Raw genomic sequence first — 25,322 nt, 5'->3', positions numbered from 1 at the left:
TATTCAAAGATACCGTCTTTCCCTCTTTACACGACTTCTTCATAAATCGGTTCTGCATTTTTAAGCTTTTCGACTTTTTCTTCTTCACCTGTATTGGCATTGATGAAAATGCGATAGGTGTCATTGCCGAGCATACCTAAGAATTCATAACATAACACTTCTTCATTCAAATCATTTACGATGACCGCCTGTCTTTCTTCCATGACTTTTAAATTTGGGTTCGTTTCTTTCTTCGCTTCTTCCAAAGCCAGACTTGGTTTTGCTATTTCACGGTCATGGTTATTTCTTAAATATTCCTCTGCGGCGAAACCAACGATTTGGCCATTGTCGAGTGCTACTTTCACTTTAATTGAATCCGGGTAAATCCGCACACCATCAAGGACGGTGACATAGGTGAATATTCCTAACTTGTCATATTGAACACTTTCAAACAATTCCAGTTTCTCGAACTTATTTTCTTTAAGGAATTTTGTTGCTTGCTCAGCAGCTTTGTTCAGGCTGATCTTACTTTCTTTCACTTCACGATTATTGATATACCAAATAGGATAGCCGCCTTTTTGAGTGACATCCATACTTGCTTCTGTCTTGCCGTTTCCGATTGAAACACTATAGAATTTGAAATTAGATCCCTTTCCGCTGCTTGCCACTTTGGCGTCTTTTGATTTATCTATTCCTGAGTACCTTCTTAATATCGCGACAGCTTCCTTTTTAGAGATCTGTTCACCTTTTAGTTTTTTAAAATTCTCATCTTTCTTTTGGCTGTTTACAAACGTGGTCGATCCGAAACTTGCTTCATCATAGCCAGTGACATTTTTCTCCACCGTCTTAAAGCCATCAATGATTGTATTGTCTGCCTTTTCTTTACCAGAAGCAAGCGCCATCTCTACATCCATCCAGCGAAGATTATTCTTGATGACCAGATGCTGGACCTTTCTTAATTCTTTTTGTATGTCTGCGCTTTGTTTGTAGAGGTTTTCCAATGACGTATATTCTTTATCTGTCAGAGGCTTATCGTCTAAGTCCCTTACCGCTACACGATAACTGAAATCTCCAATTTTACTCAAGAATTCTTCGGTTTTATTGAATGGCAGCAATGTTAACGGTAATTGCCCGACATCACTGTGTGCCTGGGACGTAAGACGCCAAACATCTGCAAGGGCCGGTGATAATGACTTTTTTGAATTCATTGCAAGGGTGGTGCCTATCTTATCGTGAAGAAGGTCCACCTGATAAGTCAACTCATGAAATGCACGTTGATAATTGTTTTCCGCATTGATCAGGATCGCATTTTTCTCCTGATGTTCCTGGTACCCCCAAAAGGCCGTTCCTGCGACTCCGATGACGAGTACAGCTATTATTATACTACGTACCAATATCCTTCACCTCGTTAATTACAGAATATATGTTTCCCAATCTGCTTAATCTGCGGTCTTGACCAAATCCAATCACTCGTTGCAGTAACAGGATTAAAATAATACAATGCATTGGAAGACGGATCCCATCCGTTTATGGCATCTAATACAGCTTCCCGGGCTTTATCATTCGGAGTTAAATAAATCTGCCCATCCGCAACCGCCGTAAATGCTCCCGGCTCAAAAATGACTCCTGCGGCAGTATTCGGGAATGACGCACTATCGATGCGATTCAGGATGACCGCGGCCACAGCGACCTGCCCCTCATATGGCTCACCACGGGCTTCACCGTAAACGGCATTCGCCATGATTTGTATATCATTTTGTGAGAAACCATTCGGAGTGTTTGCAGCTGTCGGTTTGGACGGGGTCTCCTTCGGCGGCTGTGCTGCTTGACCCCCTCCTCCGCCTCCAGCTCCTTTCTGCTTGCTTAGATCGGTTCCGCCATAGTGACTGAATTTTTTCCCTTTTTTAATTTGTTCTTGTACAAATTGCTTATTATACTTCGATGCGCTCACTAATTTTTCTTTCGTCTTCGGACCTGCTAACCCATCAATCGGCAGACCGAACTCATATTGGAAGTTTCTTAAAGCCCAATAGGTTCCCCAGCCGAAAACCCCATCGATTTTTCCATTATAGTAACCGATATACTGAAGCCTTGATTGAAGTTCGATGACATCTTCACCTGTAGCTCCATGCTGAATGACTTGATTTGTAAAAGCGTCCGCTTTCTCTCCTTCAGATGAAATCATCATAAGAGAACAAACAAGCACCATGATAACAGATGTACATAACCATTTGATGCGACTATTCATCATGCTTTACCCTCCATATCTTCAATTAACATTAACCCTAGTTTTTGTAGAGCTACCCATTTTATACAAGTTGAAAAATAAAAATTGGCAAACATAATAGACGCACACTATATAAAGATTTCTTTTAGCCTCTTCAGGGATCAAGCATCCTTTTGATAAGACAATGTAATGTTTCAGAAAAAGGCATGTAAACTACCTTCGTTATAATGGAGGAGGGACAATCAAGTCTTTTACAAAGGGGAGGCAATTATGGAGGATTATTTAGCAAAATCACTGGATGAATGGAAAGATGATATATCTGAGGTATTGGATCAAATCAACACGGATTATGATGATGTAAAGAAGGAACTGAAAGTGTATTCTTATAAGTACGGAATCACAAAGCAGGTCATTCAGTCTACAGTGAATGAAGAAATCATTGAAAATATCCGTGAAATGTATCATAAGCCGTTCGAGGAAAAGTATAGTGAACTTAAGGAGTACATAAGAGAGCTCGATGAAAAAAGGAAAGTGTTCCAAATGTTTGTCAACAAAATCGATGAAGTTAAACGCAAGGAAGCCCCTAAGACCGATCTTGCAGCTGCTTACAAATAAGAAAAGCGGAGGCGGCCTGTTCAGAGGCGATAAGCATAAGCTATGCCATTATAAAGAGGCAGGGACAAAAAAATGTTTTAGTTTAAATAAAAACCGAACTGATTTGCCTTATAGAATGCAAATCAGTTCGGTTTTTAATTTGTACAAATATATATTTGTATTTTAGCTTTTACCAGCGGTTGATTGGAGTGCAAGACGAAGACTCCTGCGGGAAGAGTAGCTTATGTGAGACCCCGCAGGCGAAGCCGAGGAGGCTCACGGGCTACCCGCGGAAAGCGAAGTCTTGCACGGAAATCAAAAGCGGTATTAATAGCCCACACTATAATAGTGCACATTTGTGTGGTGATTTTTTATTTCAGCCCCAACCTGTTTAAATTTATAGGATCTCTTTCTCCAACTCAACATGAGAATATTTGCTGGCCGTTAACCGGTGGGCATGCTTGACTTTCTTTAATCCCAGCCACCAGAGAAATAACATAAATGGAACCATGTAATAGATCCAATTTTTTTCAGACAAAAAGATATAATTATATGTTCCATGCAATGTTAACGGAACCACTATCGATATCAGAAGCCATTTGCGCCGCTGATCACGTACAGAAAACTTTGCTTTACCGAGATAATAACCCATCATAACACCGAATAATGCATGACTCGACACAGGCATCAAAGCTCTGCCAAATGCATATTCCACTCCATTAGCCAGCAGGAATAATATGTTTTCAACCGTGGCGAAACCAAGAGAAACACTTGCCCCGTATATAATGCCATCGTATGGATCATTAAAGTGATAATGCTGGAAGATGGCGACCATCAGGATGAACCACTTAAAAAATTCTTCAAGTAAACCAGCAGAAATATATGCATTCAACCAGTTGGAAGTGACAATGCCTTCTACTTTCAGTACATACTGAAGAAACATTATTGGAAAGGTAATTAAAACACCATATATGAAGGTTTTAAATACTAACGCAACCGGCTCCGCTTCATACTCATCACGCAAATAAAAGTAACTCAATAGTGCTAACCCTGGTGCTATACCCGCTGATAAAACCACCAGCATAAAAAAGTCCTCTTTTCTTTCAGTTTTCTTAATCGTATCATGATAAACTAGGAATGAAAATAAGAAATTCCAGGAGGAATGATGCAATGAAAAAAAATGTACTGGTCATACATACAGGAGGCACCATCTCAATGATGGAAGACAAGGATACGGGTTCCGTCGCACCGGGTAAAGAAAATCCTCTGTCGGTCCAAACATCGATGGTATCCAATTTAGCCAATGTAGAGGTAGTCGAAGCATTTCACCTTCCTTCTCCACATATCACCATTGAACATATGCATAAGATAAAGCATTTAATCGAGCAAGAATATAAAAAGCGGTCATTCGACGGGGTTGTGATCACCCACGGTACGGATACCCTGGAGGAAACGGCATATTTCCTTGACTTAACGGTTTCACTTCCCATTTCAATGGTGGTGACCGGGGCAATGAGGTCAAGCAATGAGATTGGGGCGGATGGACTTTATAACCTGATTTCATCAGTGCGGGTGGCTGCAGAGCCTCAATCAAAAAAGAAAGGCGTTCTGGTTGTATTGAATGATGAAATCCATTCAGCGAAAAATGTGACAAAAACACATACAAGTAACGTATCTACTTTTCAAAGTCCACAGTATGGACCAATCGGAATCGTGACGAAAAGAGGAATCTTATACCATCATCAACCAACTTCTTCAGAAAGCTACAAAGTGTGTGACATTACTAAAAGAGTCACTCTTATAAAAGCATATGCAGGGATGGATTCGAGTCTCTTGATTGCGATCAAAGATCTTCAATATGACGGTGTGGTTATAGAAGCGCTCGGGCAGGGTAATCTTCCCCCTGAAGCTGTGCCTGGTGTTTCTGAGCTGTTGGAAAATAACATTCCCGTCGTCCTCGTGTCCAGATGCTTTAACGGGATTGCCCAGGATGTCTACGGTTATACCGGTGGCGGAAAACAGCTAAAAGAAAAAGGAGTCATCTTCTCCAATGGTCTGAATGGCCAAAAGGCACGGATCAAACTAATGGTGGCCTTATCTCAAACAAATGACTTTCAAGAACTGGAACGCATCTTCAGAAATTAACGAGCCGTAAACATTAAAAGAGCCCGCTTCGATTGCGGGCTCTTTCTTACTTTCGCTTTCCTTTGATTGATTCTGCTATCAATCCGCCGTGATGCCGGCCGTTTTCAATGAATATTTCATTTGCATTATTACCTGCAGCAATAACACCGGCTACATAAACACCTTCCACATTCGTCTGCATGGTGTCAGGATCGAATGCAGGCCTGCCTGTCTCCTTATCTATACCTATGCCTATTTTTGTAAGAAAGCTGTGATCAGGGTGATACCCCGTCATGGCAAACACAAAATCATTCTTTATTTCTTTCTTTTCACCTTCTACCTCATAAAGGACAGTATCATCTCTTATTTCTTCCAGGTGTGCATTGAATTCCATCTTTATTTCTTCATTGCGCACGAGGGCATCGAAATTCGGCAGGATCCATGGTTTAACGCTTTTGGAGTATTCGCTGCCGCGATAAAGAACCGTTACTCTTGCTCCCGCTTTATTCAACTCCAATGCAGCATCCACCGCTGAATTTTTCCCGCCGATCACAACCACGTCCGTATCGAAGAAAGGATGGGCTTCTTTAAAATAATGAAAGACCTTCTCTTTTTCTTCGCCAGGGACATCCATATAGTTTGGATTATCATAATAGCCAGTCGCAATGATGACGTGCTGAGCCCGATACGTTTCTTTGGAAGTGCTGATGATGAAGCCATCTTCCTTTTTATCGACTTTGTTGACCGTTTCAAAACGATTGATTCTCAGATTTTTACGCTTAGCCACTTCACGATAATAGACAAGGGCTTGATTACGGCGGGGTTTATGTTCTTCAATCACGAAAGGCACCTCGCCGATCTCCAGTTTTTCACTTGAAGAAAAGAAGGTCTGGTGAGTAGGATAATTGTATATCGCATTTACAATATTCCCTTTTTCAATGATTAAAGGATTGATCCCCTGTTCGGCAAGGTGAATCGCCGCTGATAAACCACATGGTCCCCCGCCTACGATGATGCATTCTTCATTTCTCAACTTCAGGCACTCCTTCAAATTGCTTTATATCACTAAAAGTTAGTATTCGTTTTCCTATGAAAGAAACATTCTCCTCTGATTATTATGGAGTAATTTTTTTCATTGGTCAAAGCAAGTGTTTAATCAAATGGTTAACTTAATACCTTAGTAGTGTAAAATGGCATTTACATACAGCATTTGATTTCCGTCAAAAACAAATGATGGAAATAATCTCAATCAATTTTTTATCTCTATTAAGGACTTATAAAGACAATAAAAAGGATGGGAAGCCCCATCCTCATTTAATGATATAAGATTAAATCCAGCCTCTGAAGCGGCAGGCTTCGGCCATTTTTCTTACGCCGACCATATAGGCAGCGAGTCTCATGTCCACCCGTCTTGTTTGAGAGGTATCATATACGTTGTTAAATGAATTGATCAAAATTTTCTCGAGCTTTTCTTCTACCTCTTCTTCCGTCCAATAATAGCCCTGGTTATTTTGAACCCATTCAAAGTAGGAAACTGTGACTCCGCCTGAAGATGCGAGAACATCGGGTACAAGCAAAATACCTCTTTCAGTCAAAATCTTCGTTGCGTCCAATGTGGTGGGCCCGTTGGCTGCTTCCACCACTATGCTTGCTCTAATGTTATGTGCATTGTTTTCGGTAATCTGATTCTCTATGGCCGCAGGAACGAGTATATCACAGTCAAGTTCAAGCAATTCCTGGTTTGTGATTGTGTTGTTAAATAATTTTGTCACCGTCCCAAAGCTGTCTCTCCGGTCTAACAGATAATCGATGTCTAACCCGTCTTCATCATGAAGGCCTCCGTATGCATCCGAAATCCCGATGACCTTGGCTCCGGCATCATGCATGAACTTTGCCAGGAAACTGCCTGCATTTCCGAACCCTTGAACAACGACGCGGGCTCCTTCAAGTTTTATTCCTTTTTTCTTGGCTGCTTCCCGGATGCAAATCGTCACACCTTTTGCAGTAGCCGTTTCTCTCCCATGGGAACCTCCCAGAACCAGCGGTTTCCCGGTAATGAATCCAGGAGAGTTGTATTCATCGATCCGACTGTATTCATCCATCATCCACGCCATGATCTGTGAATTTGTAAAAACATCGGGTGCTGGTATGTCTTTTGATGGCCCGACAATCTGGCTGATGGCTCTTACATATCCCCTGCTCAGCCGCTCAAGCTCCCTGAAAGACATGTCACGGGGATCACAAATGATGCCGCCTTTTCCTCCCCCGTAAGGAAGGTCAACTATTCCGCACTTCAAGCTCATCCAAATCGAAAGGGCTTTCACTTCTTTCTCCGTAACATTCGGATGGAAACGTATGCCGCCTTTCGTGGGACCCACCGCATCATTGTGCTGGGCGCGGTAGCCTGTAAAGACCTTCACTTTTCCGTCGTCCATTCTTACAGGTATTTTAACTGTCAGCATTCTTACAGGTTCTTTTAATAAGTCGTATACTTCTTCTGGATATCCTAATTTATCTAATGCGAGATGAATAACCGTTTGTGTGGATTTCAATACATCGTTCTTTTCAGATGTTTGGTGATTTTCTTTCTCCTTCTCGGCTACCATGTATGTAAACCTCCCAGTATCATTCACTGTAGTGCGGATCCTAGTCCGCTTTCATGACATAGTATACACGTTTGATTTCCTCTTGCAAAGATAGAAAATCAAAAATCGACAACTTTTTTGAAAACGCTGTCATTTATCAGGGAATGAGCTTCTTTATTATATTCATTCCCTGATTATCCCTTTTAAAACAGCCAAAATCATGAGGGTGCTTTTTCAAAAAATATATGTAAACGTACATTTCACTGCAGCTGTCTTAATCGCAATAGCTGCCCAAAATAAAAACACCTTTAGGCAAGCCTAAAAGTGATGAACAGGGTCTATGAAGGAAAATAATTTGTCATTTTTTCCATCGTATGCTTCAGAATGATGGCATGACCATATTCCATGATCATATATTTGGTTTGATTTGATAATGTACCATATTCAAGGACCACTGACTCTATCATGAGATGCAGGCTCCGGGGGATGTTCTCAAAAAGGAGGTAATAGTTAGCTTCGTAGTGGAAAAAGCTGATCTCCAGGGAGCCGGACTGGAACTTTTGGGTATGGCGGAGCCGGTTCATTACATCGATTACTCCGTCCAGATCTGCAAAGTGGAACAACAGGTCTTTTTCAATGATGGGATGGAACAATTCAATGCTTCCTTCGACATCTGAATAGTCCTCATCGTCCAATTCCAAAGTCAGGATCATACAAATTTCTTCATCATCGAAAGATTCAATTTCCACTGTAATTTCCATTTGTGCCTCAATGCCAAATTTCCCTTGGACTTCATCCAGCATGTCTTCGAAAAGATCATGCCATATCAATGAGTCTTTCCATTGATCCTGCTCAAACAAGCCTTTTTGCTCGAGCTCCTCTACACTTATGGAAAATTTAATTTTATTATCGGAAATTCGCTCAAGTCTCATGTGCGTGCCCCCCAAGAGTGTGACGACTTACCATCATACTATGTAGGGGGCACAAAACAGTGCATAAAACCTCTATAATTTACTTTTCAACCAATCTTCCCATTGAGCCTTGGACTGTCCTACAATATGGTCCCCGTATTTCTCTTTCATAGCTGCAGGTAAATGATCGATTGCAAATCCACCCATCCCAATCTCCAGTTCTTCATGTTCTTCTTTGAGAGAAGAAACAAGCGAAAGTAATTGGTTGACATTATCCAACATAGTACATGAGAAAAACAGGAACTTCGGGTTCACTTCGTTCAGGACCACATCTATATCATCTTCCTTGATGCTCGACCCGAGATAAATGACTTCGAATCCTTTTCTCCTTACATAAAGGGTGAAGATCAACAGCCCCAATTCATGCCATTCCCCCGGTCCGCAAACAGCCACCACTTTAGGCAGAATCCCGTTATGGGGAAAGGAATGCATGATGCTCCCTATACGGGAACGCAAGATGGAGCTCGCAAAGTGTTCATGAGCCGTGGTAATTTTGTCCCTCTCCCACAGATCACCGATTTGCACTAGTAAACTCCCAAGAATATCAATCACCACTTTATCGATTGTATAAATCGAAAAAGCTTTATTGATGAGCTCGTGTGCTTTGGATTCATCAAACCTGAGCAGGGCTTTCAACAGCTCATCTGAGATATTCTGGGTTCTATCCCCATGCTCAGTCTGGCTGACTTCACTTTCTTCCAGTTCCTGTTTGTCCAATAATGCAACCGCCTGGCTGATCGTGAAACCTTGTTTCACTTTTGCGACGAGCCATTTCAAGATATGCAGATGCTGCTCTGTATATAGTCTGTGCCCTGAATCATTTCTGACCGGGGCAATGATATTGTATCTTCTTTCCCAAGCCCTTAAGGTTCCAGGTTGTATCCCGAGTATATTGGATACTGCCTTAATATTATATTTACCGTTCATATTTTGATCGTTCATAGAAATCCCCCATGGTTTCTTTACATATGTTCTTTTAGATTATAGTAAAGATTCCCGACAGTGTAAAATTTGTATAGGCAATGAATAGGTTTTGTTCATTCATCATCCCTTTTAATTGTAATCAGATGTGTTTCAGACGGAGCACCCAATCTAAGCGGAAGTGCTGTAGTACCGTACCCGTTACTGACTAGTAACATAGTCTGGGGAAGTTCTTCTATTCTTCCTTTCTTGTAGAGACCCCAGCCAAGTATACGGATCTGACCTCCATGGGTGTGCCCGCTTAACATCAGATCGATTCCATCTTCTATGCCTACTTGTTTAACAAGACGGGGATCATGGCTTAATAAGATATTGAATCCAGCCGGGTCTGCCTTTGAAAGAGCCTGAGGCAATATGGCCCTTTGAGTACTTGCGTCATCCACTCCGATGAGATTGACGACTCCCCCGTCAAACTGAAGACTCAATGAATCGTTCTCGATTTCATTAACACCTTTTTTCTTTAAAAGCCTTTTGAGTTCATCGGTATTCACTTCATAATCATTATTACCCCAAATAAAATAAACAGACCCGATGGATGCTAATTTATCCAGGTTTTGTTCCACTCTTGACATCGGCACCGCTTTTTCAGTCAGGTCGCCTCCTATAACAACGATATCCGCCTTTTCCTTAACATGGTTTATCATATCTGAATCCAGCTTGCGCTTATGTATATCGGATATTAAAAAAATGGTCAGGGTGCCGTCTTTAGGGAAACGGGGAAATGTGAACAAATGGGTTTTCACTTCATTTCGATGTGCTTCATAAAACATAAAAAGGAGAAGAGCGCCTCCTCCCAATAGTGATACACTTATAAATTCAAGCATGATGGCCTCCTTGCCGACGCAAATCTAAAGAAATGATACCATAAAAGACCGCTAAAAAGGAAAAAAACAGGGTTTCCCACAACCCAAATAACGTCAGTCCATAAATCATGGATGCATGAACAGGAATAATCATCAGCTCTTTATGTAAGTGCCCTTTGAATAAACGTATCAAATAATAAAATTCGAACTTCATCAAATTACCCTGGACGACCAAACCAAAAATAAAGACGATTGATGCAGCAAAAAATTCAACTGGATGCAAGACCAATTCAACGATCACATCCGACGTTTGGTGTGATTCAACATCCGGGAACCACTTGATAAATAGATAGCCCATTAAAAATGTACCGACCAGCCTGACAGCAAAATGCATCAAAAAAATCCCTCCCATAAATCTTATGAGAAGGATCGTATTTCATACAGTGAATTTTATATGGATCAATCTTCTTCCTGAATGTGTAAAATCCTGAAGCCTGATTTCTCCAATTTATTGATGAACTTATCAATATTATCTTTCTTTTCAATTTTGAGTACGATTCGTCTCAGCAGCTTATCCGTTGCATCAAAAGTGACCAGGGAAATGACCGACTCCGAATACTGCTGGATGATATCTCCAAGGCGGGCTATCCTTCCTTCTGTTTCAACGGATGTAAAAGCAATCCTTACTCCTTGACGATCCATCCCGAAAGCGCTCTTGAATTGATCTAATACATCATAGCGTGTAATCAATCCAAGAAATCTTCTATTTTCATCTATAACTGATAATATCGGAAAATCCTGTAATTCCACTAATGTATCTTCAAATACATTGCTTTCAATCAAGAAATTATCCTGGTGAATGGCAATATCAATCGCTCTTGTTTCCTTAAGGAACTTATCTCTTTCCATTCCTGAAAGGAAGAAACTCTGATAAATATTATACCGGGTGACGACCCCGCTATACTTATCATTCGATAATACCGGAAGACCATCAATCTTATGATGCTCCATTACTTCCAGCGTTTTTTCAATCGAGTCATTTTCATTGACTACATAGCATTTGTGTTTTGGAATCATTGCATTTTTTACGAACAATTGAACCACCTCTTTATTAATATCCTACAAGTATTTATTCAACATATTTAAGCATTTTCCCTTCTTTCAAGGGGTTATTAATTTTTCTAACATGTTCTGTTAAATCATTTCATATCTTGTTACGAAGGAATTTCAAAAACAGGAGGGATTTACGTGCATGAATTTTATAGAAGCTGGCACCCATATGTGAGCCCTTTTGATCCATGTAAACCAATTACTACAAAGGTTTACTCTACACCTCCTAACCTTTTCTTGGGGTTTCAGCCGCCAAATTTGGAACAATACCCGCCAAAAGAAGCATTGAGAAAAGGGACATTATGGAAAGTGTTTTATGATCCCTACTACAGTCCCTATGAAAAAATGAAGGGAGAATAAAAACATGAAACAACTTCCTGCACATTATTACGAAATATTGGAGGAGTTACAAGCAGTCGACTTCGTCGTTCTCGAACTCACGTTATATCTGGACACCCACCCCGATGATCACGATGCAATCTCTCAATACAATATGTACGTGAAAACAAGAAAGCAAATAAAAAAGAAATTCGAAAAAGAATTCGGTCCCCTGACCAACTTCGGCTACAGCTATTCAAATTATCCATGGGACTGGAAAGATGCACCTTGGCCATGGCAGGTATAAGACACAGTAAGGGAGGAATCCATACAAATGTGGGCATATGAAAAGAAGCTTCAATATCCTGTAAGAGTCAGCACATGCAACCCGACTCTTGCAAAGTACCTAGTGGAGCAATACGGCGGTGCCGACGGTGAACTGGCGGCAGCACTGCGTTATTTGAATCAGAGGTATACGATTCCTGACAAGGTAATCGGACTGCTTACGGACATTGGGACTGAAGAATTTGCACATTTGGAAATGATCGCGACCATGATATATAAATTAACGAAAGATGCTACCCCCGAAATGATGAAAGCAGCAGGATTGGATGCTCACTATGCGAACCACGACAGCGCCCTTTTCTATCATAACGCTGCAGGTGTGCCTTGGACCGCATCATATATTGCTGCCAAAGGAGATCCAATCGCCGATATTTATGAAGATATCGCAGCTGAAGAGAAGGCCAGGGCAACCTATCAGTGGATCATCAATTTGAGTGATGACCCTGATTTGAATGACGGACTCAGATATCTGCGGGAACGTGAAATTGTTCACTCTCAACGTTTTAGGGAAGCTGCTGAAATACTTAAAGATGAACAAGGCAAAAAAAGATTTTTCTGATAGATACGTAAATAACACAAGCGTTTGGCAGGCAAGCCTGTCAAACGCTTTTATTACTTACTGCCATGGTAAAGATTGATGTCGAATTGGCTTTTCATCTTATCGAATACCTGGTGCCGCTTTTTCCACGCTTCTTCTTTCCAGAGATCCTTGCTCCTGTCTATGATTTCCTTGCGGAGATCCTGATACTCTTTTTCTTTTTTCTCCTTAAGTTGATGCAGGACTTTCACCGCACCGAAGAGCCCTGCAAGAAAGACCGAAATAAATAAGTGCAGCGATTCGGATACATAAACAGAAAACATCGCTCCAAAGGAATAAGAGTATGGCTCGAGTACTGCCTTCGTTAAATAGTATAAGAAGCAAAATGCTGTCATAATGGCTATCCATAAAATATATAAATGCCTCTTTTTTGCAAGATCAAACTTTTGTTTTCTTTCAACCAGGTTATTCAGCATTTGTTTTGTTGCCGGATCTGTCCAATCTTCAAATTCGCGGATTGAGTCATGCATACTCTTCCCCTCCCTTATTTCATTCTATGAACTTGTCCATTTCCCTAGAATCCCCCATTCCAAAAAATTCAGCGTCATTATGCAAAAAACCCGCCAAATGGCGGGGTACTAATTATTCCGAAAGTGGTATCTTCAAGACTTGTCCGGATTGTATTTCATTGTTTGGCAGGTTATTAGCATCCTTAATGATTTCGATCCCGTCTTGCGAGTGATAGTACTTCATCGCAATGCGAAAAATCGTTTCACTGGGCTGCACGGTATGATAAAGGACTTTCGAATTTGTTTCCTGGCTTGGTTCTTCGTTACCTTCGGGAGCAGGCTCAATTTTTTCCGGTTCTTTTACTTCAGCAGCTTTTGCGGCCGGAAGTTTTGTATCACCCTTTGCACCTTCTCCTTCATCTGCAGAATGCCGGATTCCCTCTTTTTCACCAGAATCTGTTGTTTCCTCTTCGGACGGCTGTTCAGCCTCTGGATTTTCCTCTGAAACAATACCACTCTCCTCTTCTTCAGCAGCCCGCTCATACTGAACCTCTTCTACTTCATTTGTTTCTTCTGATAGGAACAGCAAAGGTTCGTTACGGTTATCAAAATATGAATATATACTGAATACAGTCAAAGGCATTAATATAAAAAATAATAGCAATAGGCTGATTAAAGGATATTTGAGTTTAACTTTATTCTTTTTCTTTTTTTCTCGATGAAGTTCACTTCTTGGCGGCAGAGGGTCCTTTTTCTTAGTAATAGGTTCCTCTGGCACCCTTTCAATCTTTTGTTTTAATTTATCTGCTTGATCACGAAATGGGTCTTTGTTCATGAGACATCCCTTCTTTACTTGCTTGACTTGCCTTAAAACGCATGTATAGCCCTAATAAAAAGTCAATGATAAAATGCATCATAATGGTGACCAATAAATTACCGGTCAGTTCATAAATCACGCCAATCAAGAAACTCAACACCACAATATTCATAATAAGGAACCAATGTGCCCAATATCTAAAGTGAATGACAGCAAAAATGATACTGGAAAGAATAAGTCCAAGGTGAAATTGCAGCACGCCCCTGAACAAGATCTCCTCACTGACCGCAATGACGATGGCCAGCAGCGCAATCTCTCCTGTACTTCTGTCTGAAAAGATCCGCTCATTCACTCCCCCATCATCATAGAAATCAGAGGGAAGGTATTTCATCAATACCAAGTCAAGGATCACGACAATCAATCCTAACGAAAGCCCCACTGTCCAAATGGAGGATGTCCACCGGAACTGACTTCCAAAAGTGGACCATTCTTCAAATAAGAATATACCTAATAAAAAGGAAATCGTTAATAGTACAATTTGAGTAAAAAACAAATGAAAGGTTAACTGTTTTTTTGTGAGCTGTTTAATGATTTCGCCTTGCTTCTTCATTCACATCACTTATCCCATTAAAATTTTTTCTAATCTCTGTGCCCAGTGCATGTCCGGTAAACCGCTCACTTCATCCTCGATGTCACATGAATAAAAATCGGAAATCGTAAAACCACAGATATCACAGCAATCATTCGGTTGATCGGTCATTTTTTCACCAAAATAATGAAGGATCGATTCCCTCCTGCAGGAATCCCCTTGGAGCCATTTCATCATTGATAGGAGCTTTCCTTTTTTATAGTGGAGCCGTTCATCCCTTATATGTTTTATTCTATGAATCAGCCGACCCCCGTCACTTCCTTGACCTTCTTGTACATAGTGCAGTAAAAATCTGTATTGAATATCAGACAGTTGCAACGAAGCAGTCAATTCATCTTCAGATGCTTCCTGGCGGGAAGTGACAAACCCCTCTATTTGATGATCGAACGGAAGCTCCCCTTCCATTAACTGCAGAGGCAGTGAGAAATCCTGTTCTGTGTATAGTAAGATTGCCGCACTGTTATGTCCATCCCTTCCCGCTCTTCCAACCTCCTGTAAATAGGCCTCCAGACTGGAGGAAAAATGAAAGTGAATGACAAAACGTATATTCTCTTTATTTACACCCATCCCAAAAGCGGATGTAGCACAAATCAAACGTAATTTATCTGTTAAAAACTGCTGCTGTATGAGGATTCGCTCCTCCTGATCCATTCCCCCATGATAATGGGTGACATCTTCAATGCCGTTTTCCCTGAGAACAGCAGATATTTCTTCTGCCAGCCTTCTGCTGGAAAAATAGATGACCCCCGCCCCTTTTAAGGAAGCCGCATACTCGATAAGCTTATTTACTTTTTCCTGATGCGATCGAACCTTCTCAACTTTAATGGCTATATTTCTGCGGTCTACAGAGTGGATGATCTCGACAGCCTTCTCGAGCTGGAGCACTTCCTCAATATCTTCCCTTACTTCTTTCGTCGCGGTTGCGGTTAATGCAAGGGTAACAGGATTCCCCAGTCCCTTCCTGACTTCACCAAGCTTTAAATAGTGGGGACGGAAATCCGGTCCCCATTGGGAGATGCAGTGTGCTTCGTCGATGACAAATAAAGATATCTCCAATGCCTGGAGAGTTTCAAAGATGTCCGGATTAGAAAGCATCTCTGGAGATATGAAAATGAACTTATACGTGTGTAATCGTTCAAGGGCACGCTTTTTTTCAGGGAAGGATAAAAAAGAATTGATGGCAATGACTTTCTTTTCTCCCTTGACCTTCATCTGCTCCACCTGATCCTGCATCAAAGAAAGCAGAGGAGATACGATGACGACGTGCCCTCCGAGGAGGTACCCCGGAAATTGAAAACATAAAGATTTACCGGTTCCCGTTGGAAGCATGGCCAGAGTATCCCTTCCATCCAGAACGGATTGGATCACTTCTTTCTGCCCCTGCCTGAATGAAGGATATCCAAACCTCTCGTTAAGTTCTTGTTGGAGATTCATTTCTTTCACCAGCCTTTGCTATCGCGATTCTGATTTGGAAGTAAGTTAAATGGGGCAGCCTCTCCTTTATCGGCTTGAGTCTTCTCGTACCTAGTTCCTTCATTACTGAAACCGCCTTTCGAAGTTCCCCCGGCGCAATGAAGTGCCCTGTATCAAAATCATCTTGCGTTAAGATGATTTCTATGAAATGATCCTCTATTGTATTGACTTTCAGCTTTCTGATTCGTGAAATTTCCTCGATTGAATGACCCTGATTGTATAATTCGAATGTTTTGGCAGTTGAAATCGTCAAGTTCCTTTGCTGCTGACTCACGGTACTCACTGAAAATAATATGGCGTACTCCTCTTTATGCTGATCAATTTTTGACAATACCCCATGAAGTAAATTAAGAAACCTAAAGCGATATTCCTCACCATGCAGATTCAATTTGTCAGCTGTTTGAACTTCGGTTAAACCATAATCGTGGAAACCGGTTAATCGGTATACGAGCAATGAAGGATCTTCTTCTGCCTCCATCACGCTTAATACACCATGGAGTTCCCTGAACAAGGCAATTGCCAGCCCGTCTCTATGTGCGACTCCCCTCAGAAATTTTTTTATCCATCCCTGAACATTCCTGTTGCGCTGAACTGGAAAATACGAGGTTTCTTTATGCTTCGTATTTGAGAGTACTTGTACAAGTAAATTCAATCTTCTCCAAAATGTGATGCCTCGATCACCATATACCAATCCATTCATATGGTAAGGAAAAAAGGCTGACTGAAACTCATTTATTACCTCTTCACCTTTTTCGGTCAGGTGTGCTCTGGAGTCTTCATTCATTTCGATGAAATGGCCATCTGCCAATTCATTTATTTTTTGATTAAAATAATCACGGGAAAGGTTGGGCAGCGACAGAAAAAAAGTATGTAATTGAAATAAATGCGCGTCTTGAATGGACTGAGACGATTTCTTGCCCTTAAGAATATGATAAACAGAGTAAATGGATCGCTCACCATTCAACTGCCTTAAACAATATACTATTACAAAGTTTAAATACGTCATTGGAGTGCCCCTCTGTTTTTGCAGGTTATTGTCAAATATTGTACCACGAAATTCACCTCTTTCGATGTTTTGTTTTATACAGATAGGATAAATATAATAAATAAAGGGTCTAACTATTGAAATGTTCTACGTTCCTCTATAAAATATAAATTAGGTTATTTTTCTAACTCATTTTATGTATAATGAATGATTGATTATATAGAATTTTTTTCAGGAGGTTTTTTCGTTGCCAAAATATACAATCGTTGACAAAGATACATGTATTGCATGTGGAGCTTGTGGGGCTGCAGCTCCGGATATTTATGACTATGATGATGAAGGGATCGCATTTGTGACCCTTGATGATAACCAGGGTACTGTCGAAGTGCCTGATGTGCTTGAAGATGACATGATCGATGCATTCGAAGGTTGTCCGACAGACTCGATTAAAGTTGCAGACGAACCATTTGATGGTGACGCACTTAAATTTGAATAGTCATCATACTTAAAAGGCGATCGATGACGGTCGCCTTTTCTAATGCGAATCATTTGCATATTAAAAGCTCTGTCAGCAAAAGCTGACAGAGCTTTATCTTTATCATATGATCATCAAGCTGCCCTGTTTACAGTAACCTGTTTCGTGAGCCAGCCTTGAAGACGAATAAACAATAATAAGAAGACAATGGTAACCAGCGCACCCTTTAGAATGTTAAAAGGCACGATTCCCGTAAGGATGATTCCTGCAGGCAGTTCAAAATTCATGAAATACTTGTAAGCAGGAAGCAGGACGAAATAATTCAGTATCCCCAGCGCTATGCTCATTACGACCGTTCCTGTAACCAAGCCTGCAATTAACCCCTTCTTGGATTGAAAGCGGGAATAAACGTAGTAAGTCGGCAAGATCAGGAATACTCCTGCTGCAAAGTTTGCAAAGTGTCCGATTGGAACACCCGTATCGCTGCCTGTCATGACATAGTCGATGATATTCTTAAACAGTTCAACAAGTATGCCGGCAAGCGGTCCTAAAGTAATGGTGGCAATCAGTGCTGGTACATCACTGAAATCAACCATCAGAAATTTAGGGAATGGTGGTATTGGGAAGTTAAAAAGCATTAATACATACGAAATGGCACTTAACATACCTATTGTTACAAACGTACGTGTCGTCATTTTTTTCATTGCATTCTCTCCCTTTGGAGATTCATCTCACATAGAAGATCGTTCAGCCTGTGCACCACTAAAAAACTCCCAGATTAACTAACATCCCGGAGTTCTGAAAAGTCGTACCCAAATAAACGTTCAGCTTCCCATTTTCTAAACGTTTTGGCTAAAACCTTCATCTTCTCCCATCCAGACTGTACTGTCGGCTTTGGAATCTCACCAAATCCTGCCCCTAAAGGCTCGCGGGCTTAGAAACAATCAGTGTTTCATTACCGCCGGTAGGGAATTTCACCCTGCCCCGAAGACGAATCTTATTTTTTTATACATTATCATTATACATAAGAAATGATCAATTTGAAAGGAAAACATTTCGAATTCGAAGTAATCAACTTCGCGTCTGTACTCTCAGCCTTTGCTCAGGGTAGATGATATCCTTCATTTCAAGATTGTTCAGTTCCAGCAGGTCTTCCACAGTCAACCCATAGTACTTTGAAATCCCCCATAAAGTTTCATTCTTTTTTACAGTATGTATGAGATGCGGTTCCGTTACAATCTTCCTCTTTTGGTCAACGACTTGTTCAGGAGCCTTTTTTATATTTACCGATGCTTCAAACGTTTGATAAGGATCATGTTCTTTGGCAAACACCAACTGTCCGATTTCCCCTTGCCCATAAAGTTCAAAAGGGTCAATTGCATTTTGTTTATCCATGGTCCATTCCCCTTTATGTACTTCAAAATGCAAATGAGCGCCCGTTGATCTTCCAGTATTCCCCATACTTCCGATCCGGTCACCTTGCCCCACCCGCTGATTTTCAGACACCCCCCTATCATTGAGATGTGCATACACCGTTTCATATCCGTTCTCATGTGAGATAAATACTACATGGCCATAGCTTTCCGAATAATACGATTTGCTCACTATTCCTCCTTCAGCTGCGAATACAGGTGAGCCCACTTCCCCCGCGATGTCCATTCCTTTATGATGGCCTGAGCGCGTTCCATAGAGATCTGTTATTACCCCTTTGACTGGAAAAATCCATCTTCCTTCTGGTTCGCTGGCCATGGCTTTCACTTCCTTACCGGTAAGGAACATGATACTCACACATATAGCCAATAAAATAACAATCAAAAACCTTCTTACATAATCCAACAGCATGCTTGTCCTCCTTAAGGTACCCCAGTACTTCGTATAAAGGCCATTACTAAAGCCAAAAGACTACACTTAAAACTGTATGTAAAACCTTCCAAAAATATGAAATGTGAAAAATTCCCTTCTGGTAGTTTACGTAGGATGGAGATAAATATACCAAGAAAAGTCCATCAACTAAAAAAAATGACCGAAATAGAATTTTCACATTCCATTTCAGTCGTCTATGATCTATTCATCCAAACTTTTTTTGTTGGGGCTTAAAGGTGTCTCCAGCGGCTCAGTGAAGGTAAAACCATTCCACTCTTCCTGTTCAATATTTTGGAACTGAACTTTTTCATAGCCGGAACTCTTGGCTGTGAGCAGTATCCCCTCAATGAATTCCTGAGCAGATTGGAACTCCATAGCGTCTAAATTTACTTTCTCATTGAACTTGACGAAAACCATTTTTTCAGATTCTGTCACTTCCATTGAAATACTGTCTGGTATCACGCTTTTATAAAGGTCTGACGGCACTTCTTTCATTGCTTCTATCGATTGCTTTACATTGTTCCGGCTGATGGATCCCGGAACCAAATATCTGCCTTGTCCGTCAGGTGAATAACTATAATATGCTTGATGCAAAACCTGATTCAGGGGAATGGAGGCCAGTGGTCCATAGTGACTGAATTCCGGTGTGCTGCCATCTTTATTTTGAAGGATGATTTCCTTCACATTTTTATCTTCAAATGAATATAGAAGCGATTGATAAAAATTGGATTCTATTGCACTGCTTCCACTGTACGGATGGTTATCCTCAAGAGTCAGTACCACACTTTCCTTATTTTCACTGAGTGTTAAATCCCCCTTGATCGGAAAATAATCCTGAAAACCCCACTCTGTTTCCGGCAGCCGGTTCGAAATGCTTTCATGCTGCCCCACCCAGTCTGTCTGGTCTTTGACAGCTGTGGAAATAACCGTCACAGGTACTGGTATGGCATCACCAGAAACAAGTCCATAAGAATAAAAGTCTTTATTATCGATATCTTCCTCATACACTGAAAGCCTATCATGTTGTGACTCTGTTGCAGGAACCATCATTGATTCGTTATTCTCGTTATTCCCTTCCGCCATTTTGAGTTGACTTTCTTCCTTGGGGTCCTGGGCGGAGTTCTGGGCTATTCCGGGATCTGAGTCAGAGGCGGGAGAATCCTTTGCAGTTTTCGCTTCACCACCTGAAGAATCAGTAGAATAAGCCCCTTCCATCGCACTATCTTCACTGGACAGCTGTGACATGAGTGCAGGCGTCAACAGGACTACAATAAATAGCGCAGCAAGCGCCGCCAGGGCTGGTACATATTTGCGCATACCGGTCCACGCCTTGTTCTTTTTTCTCACTTGGGCGTATATATAGGAAGGATGACGTTCATCTTTTATCGTGGGCAGCTGTCTAATCATCTCTTCCATTTCACGATCGTTCCATTCTGATTTCTTCAATCTCCTTCTCCTCCTTTCCCAGACGCTGATTCATCTCTATTTTCAGCCATTTCAATGCTCTATGCTGCGTTGTCTTCACTTTACTTTCGGACCATTCCAATACTTCAGCCGTTTCTTTGATGGACAATTCCTGCAGGTATCGCATGATGATGACCAGGCGGTAGTCTGTTGAACAATGTTTCAAACATTGATATAACATTTGTATTTCTTCATTGGCGACGATGATTTCTTCAGGCGGTGCTTCATCGGAAGACAGGTCACTGCGGTTCCAATCGAATTTTTCCAATATGCGGTTCTTCCAGTTTTTCTGTTTTCTAAAGTGATCGATCGCCACATTTTTGGCAATGGAAAAAAGCCACGTTTTCTCGGTGCTTTTTCCTTCAAAGTGCTGGTAGGACTTAAGAACCCTGATATACACTTCCTGAACGAGGTCTTCAGCCTGCTGCCGGTTCTGCACCATATAGATCAAAAAGTTGTAAACATCCTGGTGATATTTAGCATATAATTCGTCAAAAACGGAGTCCATTTTATACCTCCCCGTCAACTGATTAGTCGATTATTTTATAAAAACGTTACACACTGGAACATTTTTTTTAACTCATTTCAAAACCGGACATTAATCTAAAAAAGCCAACAGTATTCCCTACTCTCCGAGGTATCTACTGCTGACTTTTCGAGTGAAAATTGTTCCCCATGTAACAAGATTTATCGTCACATTTCTTCATTTTCCTTTATACACCTGCGTTTACCATCGATTTATGACTGAAAAGGAAGAAAGAATGTGAATGTTGTCCCTTGATCAAGCTTGCTATGAACCTGAATATGACCTTTGTGTGCTTCTACTATATTCTTGGCAATTGCCAAGCCGAGTCCTGTTCCTGATTTCCCTCTCGTTCTTGCCTTATCTGCCTTATAAAAGCGTTCAAACACAAAAGGAAGATCTTCTTCAGGTATTCCAGAGCCTGTGTCTTTCACATGAAACAGAAAGCCACCCTTCCCTTCCGTCAGTGACACGGTAACGGTCCCTTCTTCCGGGGTGTGCCTTACTGCATTGTCGATCAGGTTAGTCAATACCTGTTCCACCCTGTCCGGGTCCATGGTCATTTCCTTCGTTAAATCGACGCTGCTTTCAAAGTAAATCGAAACCCGGTTATCCCTTGCCGGTCCGAGAAACTTATTGGTCACTCTTTCCGTAAACGGCATGATCGGTACGGAGTCCTTGTTTAATGTGATATGGCCTGCTTCCATTCTTGCAAGATCCAGCAAATCATTCACCAAGCGACCCATCCTGAGAGATTCATCATAAATGATTCGTGCTATCTCTTTCTTTTCTTCCTCGGATTCTGCGATATCATCCACGATTGCTTCACTGTATCCCTGGAGCATGGAAATCGGGGTGCGAAGCTCGTGCGATACATTTGCGATGAAATCCTTGCGTAGTTTATCCAGCCTTCTCTCTTCCGTCATATCCCGGACAACCACCACCGCACCCCTGATGGTATTATTATTATAGAGAGGGCTGACAATCACGACATAAGACCTTCCCTGAAGGGTGATTTCTCCAGTCTGTTCGGTCTCGGTGACTACTACATTTTGGAGGAGTTCTTTGACAGATGTCGGAATCGGCTCATCATCCGTGTCACTCTGCTCGTAGTACCACTGCTGCAGGAACCTGTCTGCAGGTGGATTGGTTATCAGGATGGTCCCATCGCGGTTGAACGTGATGACTCCATCTGCCATACTGCTTAAAATACTCGAAAGCTGTTCTTTCTCCTGACTCAGAGCATTGATATGGAATTTGAGCTGCCTTCCCATTTGGTTGAAGCCAGTAGCTAATTCCCCTATCTCATCCTTAGTAAGGATCGGTACCTTCGTATCGAATTTGCCTTTTGCCACTTCGAAAGCTGCTTCCCTCATTTTTCTTAAAGGCGCTGTAATGCGAGTAGAAAGGAAAAAGGCAAAGATGGTAGTCAAAATGATGGCTATCCCGGCAGCAAGAAGGATGAGCTTAGTCGTTTGCCGGGTAGTATCTTTAATGACCCCAAGTGATTGATATAAATACACCGCTCCGTCACGGTCATCAATATGCAGCGGTGTTCCTACCACGATAATATTTTCGTATCTGTTGTCTGAAGAGCCGGAGGATAGTTCAAACTCTTTCTTTACCGTTTCTTCGGCGGAGACTTTTTGCAAGTCTTTATCCTTCATGATGAGGTTGTGGATATCACGGTGACTCCCTTTTGAATCATGGGAATAAACCGATTTGTCATCATCCAGCACAATCAGGATATTCACCGGTTCATCGATGATTTCCTTTCCCAGTTCCATCCCAAGTTCCAGGTCCTTGTGATTTTCGACGACTCTGGCCACTTTTTCTGCTGTATTCGTTAATTCCTTCTCTACTTCATCTACATGATAGTTCTGGAAAAACTCGAGCAGCAGGATCGTTAATATGAAAAGGACAAATGAGACCAGTAATAATATGGTGACCCACAGTTTACCGACTACACTACGCCAAAGCCTCATTCATTTGTAACCTCGAATTTATATCCCACTCCCCAAACGGTGACGATCATTTTAGCAGCCATTTCAGAAACTTTATTCAGCTTCTCTCTTAATCTTTTCACATGAGTATCCACCGTTCTCAAATCTCCAAAGAATTCATAATGCCATACTTCTTTAAGAAGATGCTCCCGGTCAAAAACCTTATCAGGAGATTTTGAAAGGAAATAAAGCAGTTCATATTCTTTTGGTGTCAGGTTAACGTCTACCCCGTCTGCTGTAACGCGATGGGCATCATTGTCGATTGTTAGGTGCGGGTATACGATAAGGTCTTTCGCTTTTGCCTCGGTTTGTATGTAATTAGTTTTGGATGAGCGTCTTAACAACGCTTTCACTCTGAGGACGACTTCCCTTGGTGAAAATGGCTTCACTATATAATCGTCCGTCCCCACCTCGAAGCCCTGCACCCTGTTCACTTCTTCGCCTTTGGCGGTCAGCATGATCACAGGGGTGGATTTCGTTTCACGAAGATGCTTACACACCTCGACTCCATCCATTCCCGGCATCATGATATCGAGTAATATACAGTCATAGTCATATTCAAGGGCTTTTTCCAAAGCTTCTTCCCCGTTTTCTGCTTCATCGATCGTATAATTTTCTCTTTCTAAGTACATTTTCAGTAATCTTCTAATTCGGTCTTCGTCATCTACAACCAATATGCGAATGCTTTCTTCCATATATAAATCCCCCTTTAGAGTTGGTTTCATCATTATCCTTATTGTAATTCAAAAAAGAGGCTGACTCAAAGAGAAATTGATTCCCGTTTCGTCAGCCTCCCATTTAGTCCAGTTTTATGCGTAGGAATGCAATCCTGCGATGATAAGGTTTACAGCCACCAGGTTAAACATGATGATAGCAAAACCGATGACTGCCAGCCAGGCTGACTTTTCCCCGTGCCATCCCTTCGAAAGGCGGAGATGCAGGAAAGCGGCATAGAATAAGAAGGTGATAAGCGCCCATACTTCTTTCGGATCCCAGCCCCAGAACCTGGTCCAGGCGATTTGAGCCCATATCATGGCAAAAATCAATCCGCCTAATGTAAATACAGGGAACCCGATCAGTACAGAACGATAACCGATTTCGTCCATTAAATCTAAATTGACATACTTAACCGCAGGCTGGATCTTTGCAGCGATGCGTTTCCTGAATGCGAGGCGCAATAACAGGTATATCACGGTTCCGGTAATGAATGACCAAATGACCGTATTCAATTTTTTGGCATTGATCAATTCGGGCATTTCCGCCCAAGGTTCCATGACATTTTCTGTTACCAATTCACCTTCATTAGGACCCACGATAGCTGGAAGCGTATATTCCGATACTGCTTCCTGGCCTTGTTGGTTAATATAGTTGAAGGTCGCCTCATAATTCGTTAATGTGAACCCTGTTGATGCCACAATAAATCCAACGACTACAATGATTCCGTACATGACTGTTTCAAGCCAGAATGACTGCCTGTTTCCTTTTGTATGATCCACTGACTTCAGTAAATAAATCAATCCTGCTACGAAACTGATTGCAAGAATCGCTTCACCGGCAGCTACGGTAGTGACGTGAATCTTCAGCCAGTCGCTTTGGAGAGCCGGAATCAGCGGGCTTATATCTTTAGGGAACATGCTGGCATAAGCAATGATCAATAATGCAATGGGCAGCGCCACTACACCCAGAATCGTTTTCTTGTAAATGAAATAAATGATGATGAACGACCCTACCAGTGTCATCCCAAAGAACGTGGTATATTCAAACAGATTACTTACGGGTGCATGGCCGGCTACGGCCCATCTTAGGAAGAAAAAGCCGAGTTGAGCCGCGAATCCTATTATGGTAATGACAATACCGATTTGGCCCCATCTTCTTTGATTTGTTTCTGTCGTATTCTTTTGACGGATGCTTCCGCCAAGAAATAATGTTGCAACTAAATACATAATAAAGGCGATATAGAGTAAATTACTGCTCCATTCGGCCATT

The 25,322-nt window shown here is 41.5% G+C and carries 28 protein-coding genes and 1 riboswitch; of the genes, 6 read left to right on the top strand and 22 right to left on the bottom strand.

Annotation, left to right across the window (positions count from 1 at the left end; translation table 11 throughout):
* Window positions 1-26: 26 nt before the first annotated feature.
* Both ypeB and sleB read right to left on the bottom strand, forming a co-directional pair.
* Window positions 27-1,373, bottom strand: a complete 1,347-nt coding sequence (gene ypeB, locus HWX64_RS19565; protein ID WP_175991185.1) for a germination protein YpeB — start codon at window positions 1,371-1,373, stop codon at window positions 27-29.
* A 14-nt stretch (window positions 1,374-1,387) separates the two neighbouring features.
* Window positions 1,388-2,188, bottom strand: coding sequence for a spore cortex-lytic enzyme (gene sleB, locus HWX64_RS19560; protein ID WP_254871249.1), 801 nt, complete (start codon window positions 2,186-2,188; stop codon window positions 1,388-1,390).
* A 288-nt stretch (window positions 2,189-2,476) separates the two neighbouring features.
* On the opposite strand from sleB, the gene HWX64_RS19555 reads away from it, so the two are divergent.
* Window positions 2,477-2,821 carry a hypothetical protein gene (locus tag HWX64_RS19555; protein WP_175991184.1) on the top strand — a complete coding sequence of 115 codons (345 nt, stop codon included), beginning with the start codon at window positions 2,477-2,479 and terminating at the stop codon, window positions 2,819-2,821.
* A 376-nt stretch (window positions 2,822-3,197) separates the two neighbouring features.
* Here HWX64_RS19555 and prsW read toward each other — a convergent pair whose 3' ends face one another.
* Complete coding sequence (gene prsW / locus HWX64_RS19550; RefSeq protein ID WP_175991183.1) at window positions 3,198-3,884, bottom strand: glutamic-type intramembrane protease PrsW; 687 nt, start codon at window positions 3,882-3,884, stop codon at window positions 3,198-3,200.
* Window positions 3,885-3,970: 86 nt separating this feature from the next.
* Between prsW and HWX64_RS19545 the strand changes: the two genes are divergently transcribed.
* Window positions 3,971-4,945, top strand: coding sequence for an asparaginase (locus tag HWX64_RS19545; RefSeq protein ID WP_175991182.1), 975 nt, complete (start codon window positions 3,971-3,973; stop codon window positions 4,943-4,945).
* Between the two features lie 46 nt (window positions 4,946-4,991).
* On the opposite strand, the gene HWX64_RS19540 is transcribed toward HWX64_RS19545, so the two are convergent.
* From HWX64_RS19540 to HWX64_RS19510, 7 genes are all read right to left on the bottom strand, one after another.
* The gene (locus HWX64_RS19540) at window positions 4,992-5,957 is read right to left on the bottom strand and encodes a YpdA family putative bacillithiol disulfide reductase (RefSeq protein ID WP_175991181.1); all 966 of its coding nucleotides are present in this window, start codon (window positions 5,955-5,957) and stop codon (window positions 4,992-4,994) included.
* Between the two features lie 295 nt (window positions 5,958-6,252).
* Window positions 6,253-7,530 carry a Glu/Leu/Phe/Val dehydrogenase gene (locus tag HWX64_RS19535; RefSeq protein WP_175991180.1) on the bottom strand — a complete coding sequence of 426 codons (1,278 nt, stop codon included), beginning with the start codon at window positions 7,528-7,530 and terminating at the stop codon, window positions 6,253-6,255.
* A gap of 317 nt (window positions 7,531-7,847) precedes the next feature.
* Window positions 7,848-8,441: an adaptor protein MecA gene (locus HWX64_RS19530; RefSeq protein WP_175991179.1), complete on the bottom strand. Its 594-nt coding sequence runs from the start codon at window positions 8,439-8,441 to the stop codon at window positions 7,848-7,850.
* 72 nt (window positions 8,442-8,513) lie between these two features.
* Window positions 8,514-9,422 carry a MerR family transcriptional regulator gene (locus HWX64_RS19525; protein WP_175991178.1) on the bottom strand — a complete coding sequence of 303 codons (909 nt, stop codon included), beginning with the start codon at window positions 9,420-9,422 and terminating at the stop codon, window positions 8,514-8,516.
* Between the two features lie 95 nt (window positions 9,423-9,517).
* The gene (locus HWX64_RS19520; RefSeq protein ID WP_175991177.1) at window positions 9,518-10,285 is read right to left on the bottom strand and encodes a metallophosphoesterase; all 768 of its coding nucleotides are present in this window, start codon (window positions 10,283-10,285) and stop codon (window positions 9,518-9,520) included.
* Complete coding sequence (locus HWX64_RS19515) at window positions 10,278-10,661, bottom strand: hypothetical protein (RefSeq protein WP_175991176.1); 384 nt, start codon at window positions 10,659-10,661, stop codon at window positions 10,278-10,280. The genes HWX64_RS19520 and HWX64_RS19515 overlap by 8 nt, the downstream gene beginning before the upstream one ends.
* A gap of 62 nt (window positions 10,662-10,723) precedes the next feature.
* Entirely contained in the window at window positions 10,724-11,359 is a 636-nt protein-coding gene (locus tag HWX64_RS19510) for an HPP family protein (RefSeq protein ID WP_175991175.1), read from the bottom strand.
* Between the two features lie 153 nt (window positions 11,360-11,512).
* Between HWX64_RS19510 and HWX64_RS19505 the strand changes: the two genes are divergently transcribed.
* Genes HWX64_RS19505 through HWX64_RS19495 form a run of 3 tightly spaced genes read left to right on the top strand, consistent with a single transcriptional unit; the run spans window position 11,513 to window position 12,596 of the window.
* On the top strand, window positions 11,513-11,734 hold the full coding sequence (locus HWX64_RS19505; RefSeq protein WP_175991174.1) for a spore coat associated protein CotJA: 222 nt from the start codon (window positions 11,513-11,515) through the stop codon (window positions 11,732-11,734).
* A gap of 4 nt (window positions 11,735-11,738) precedes the next feature.
* Window positions 11,739-11,999, top strand: a complete 261-nt coding sequence (locus HWX64_RS19500) for a spore coat protein CotJB (RefSeq protein ID WP_172248825.1) — start codon at window positions 11,739-11,741, stop codon at window positions 11,997-11,999.
* A gap of 27 nt (window positions 12,000-12,026) precedes the next feature.
* On the top strand, window positions 12,027-12,596 hold the full coding sequence (locus HWX64_RS19495) for a manganese catalase family protein (protein WP_175991173.1): 570 nt from the start codon (window positions 12,027-12,029) through the stop codon (window positions 12,594-12,596).
* 53 nt (window positions 12,597-12,649) lie between these two features.
* Here the strand turns inward: HWX64_RS19495 and HWX64_RS19490 are convergent, their stop codons facing one another.
* From HWX64_RS19490 to HWX64_RS19470, 5 genes are all read right to left on the bottom strand, one after another.
* Window positions 12,650-13,105: a YpbF family protein gene (locus tag HWX64_RS19490; protein WP_175991172.1), complete on the bottom strand. Its 456-nt coding sequence runs from the start codon at window positions 13,103-13,105 to the stop codon at window positions 12,650-12,652.
* 112 nt (window positions 13,106-13,217) lie between these two features.
* A complete protein-coding gene (locus tag HWX64_RS19485; protein WP_175991171.1) occupies window positions 13,218-13,919 on the bottom strand; it encodes a LysM peptidoglycan-binding domain-containing protein in 702 nt (233 codons plus the stop codon).
* The gene (locus tag HWX64_RS19480; protein ID WP_175991170.1) at window positions 13,897-14,511 is read right to left on the bottom strand and encodes a CPBP family intramembrane glutamic endopeptidase; all 615 of its coding nucleotides are present in this window, start codon (window positions 14,509-14,511) and stop codon (window positions 13,897-13,899) included. Before HWX64_RS19480 ends, HWX64_RS19485 begins: the two co-directional genes overlap by 23 nt.
* Window positions 14,512-14,520: 9 nt before the next feature.
* Complete coding sequence (locus HWX64_RS19475; protein WP_175991169.1) at window positions 14,521-15,984, bottom strand: ATP-dependent DNA helicase RecQ; 1,464 nt, start codon at window positions 15,982-15,984, stop codon at window positions 14,521-14,523.
* The gene (locus HWX64_RS19470) at window positions 15,962-17,029 is read right to left on the bottom strand and encodes a helix-turn-helix domain-containing protein (RefSeq protein WP_175991168.1); all 1,068 of its coding nucleotides are present in this window, start codon (window positions 17,027-17,029) and stop codon (window positions 15,962-15,964) included. Before HWX64_RS19470 ends, HWX64_RS19475 begins: the two co-directional genes overlap by 23 nt.
* 226 nt (window positions 17,030-17,255) lie before the next feature.
* Here HWX64_RS19470 and HWX64_RS19465 point away from each other — a divergent pair, with 226 nt between their 5' ends.
* Window positions 17,256-17,504: a ferredoxin gene (locus HWX64_RS19465; protein WP_032087848.1), complete on the top strand. Its 249-nt coding sequence runs from the start codon at window positions 17,256-17,258 to the stop codon at window positions 17,502-17,504.
* Window positions 17,505-17,617: 113 nt separating this feature from the next.
* Here the strand turns inward: HWX64_RS19465 and HWX64_RS19460 are convergent, their stop codons facing one another.
* The 7 genes from HWX64_RS19460 to ccsB form a co-directional block, all read right to left on the bottom strand.
* Window positions 17,618-18,187, bottom strand: a complete 570-nt coding sequence (locus HWX64_RS19460) for an ECF transporter S component (protein WP_175991167.1) — start codon at window positions 18,185-18,187, stop codon at window positions 17,618-17,620.
* 155 nt (window positions 18,188-18,342) lie between these two features.
* A riboswitch (FMN riboswitch) is annotated at window positions 18,343-18,479 on the bottom strand.
* Between the two features lie 75 nt (window positions 18,480-18,554).
* A complete protein-coding gene (locus tag HWX64_RS19455; protein ID WP_175991166.1) occupies window positions 18,555-19,325 on the bottom strand; it encodes a M23 family metallopeptidase in 771 nt (256 codons plus the stop codon).
* 222 nt (window positions 19,326-19,547) lie between these two features.
* On the bottom strand, window positions 19,548-20,792 hold the full coding sequence (locus tag HWX64_RS19450; RefSeq protein WP_175991165.1) for a hypothetical protein: 1,245 nt from the start codon (window positions 20,790-20,792) through the stop codon (window positions 19,548-19,550).
* A complete protein-coding gene (gene sigX, locus HWX64_RS19445) occupies window positions 20,764-21,318 on the bottom strand; it encodes an RNA polymerase sigma factor SigX (protein WP_175991164.1) in 555 nt (184 codons plus the stop codon). Before sigX ends, HWX64_RS19450 begins: the two co-directional genes overlap by 29 nt.
* 230 nt (window positions 21,319-21,548) lie before the next feature.
* On the bottom strand, window positions 21,549-23,318 hold the full coding sequence (locus tag HWX64_RS19440) for an ATP-binding protein (RefSeq protein WP_175991163.1): 1,770 nt from the start codon (window positions 23,316-23,318) through the stop codon (window positions 21,549-21,551).
* On the bottom strand, window positions 23,315-24,031 hold the full coding sequence (locus tag HWX64_RS19435; RefSeq protein WP_175991162.1) for a response regulator transcription factor: 717 nt from the start codon (window positions 24,029-24,031) through the stop codon (window positions 23,315-23,317). The genes HWX64_RS19440 and HWX64_RS19435 overlap by 4 nt, the downstream gene beginning before the upstream one ends.
* Before the next feature lie 114 nt (window positions 24,032-24,145).
* Window positions 24,146-25,321 (bottom strand): c-type cytochrome biogenesis protein CcsB, encoded by a 1,176-nt coding sequence (gene ccsB, locus HWX64_RS19430; protein ID WP_175991607.1) that lies wholly within the window; start codon window positions 25,319-25,321, stop codon window positions 24,146-24,148.
* Between the last annotated feature and the right edge of the window lies 1 nt (window position 25,322).

The sequence above is a fragment of the Bacillus sp. Marseille-Q1617 genome (assembly GCF_903645295.1).
Lineage (GTDB): Bacteria > Bacillota > Bacilli > Bacillales > Bacillaceae_B > Rossellomorea.
This window is presented reverse-complemented; position numbering and strand designations above follow the sequence as displayed.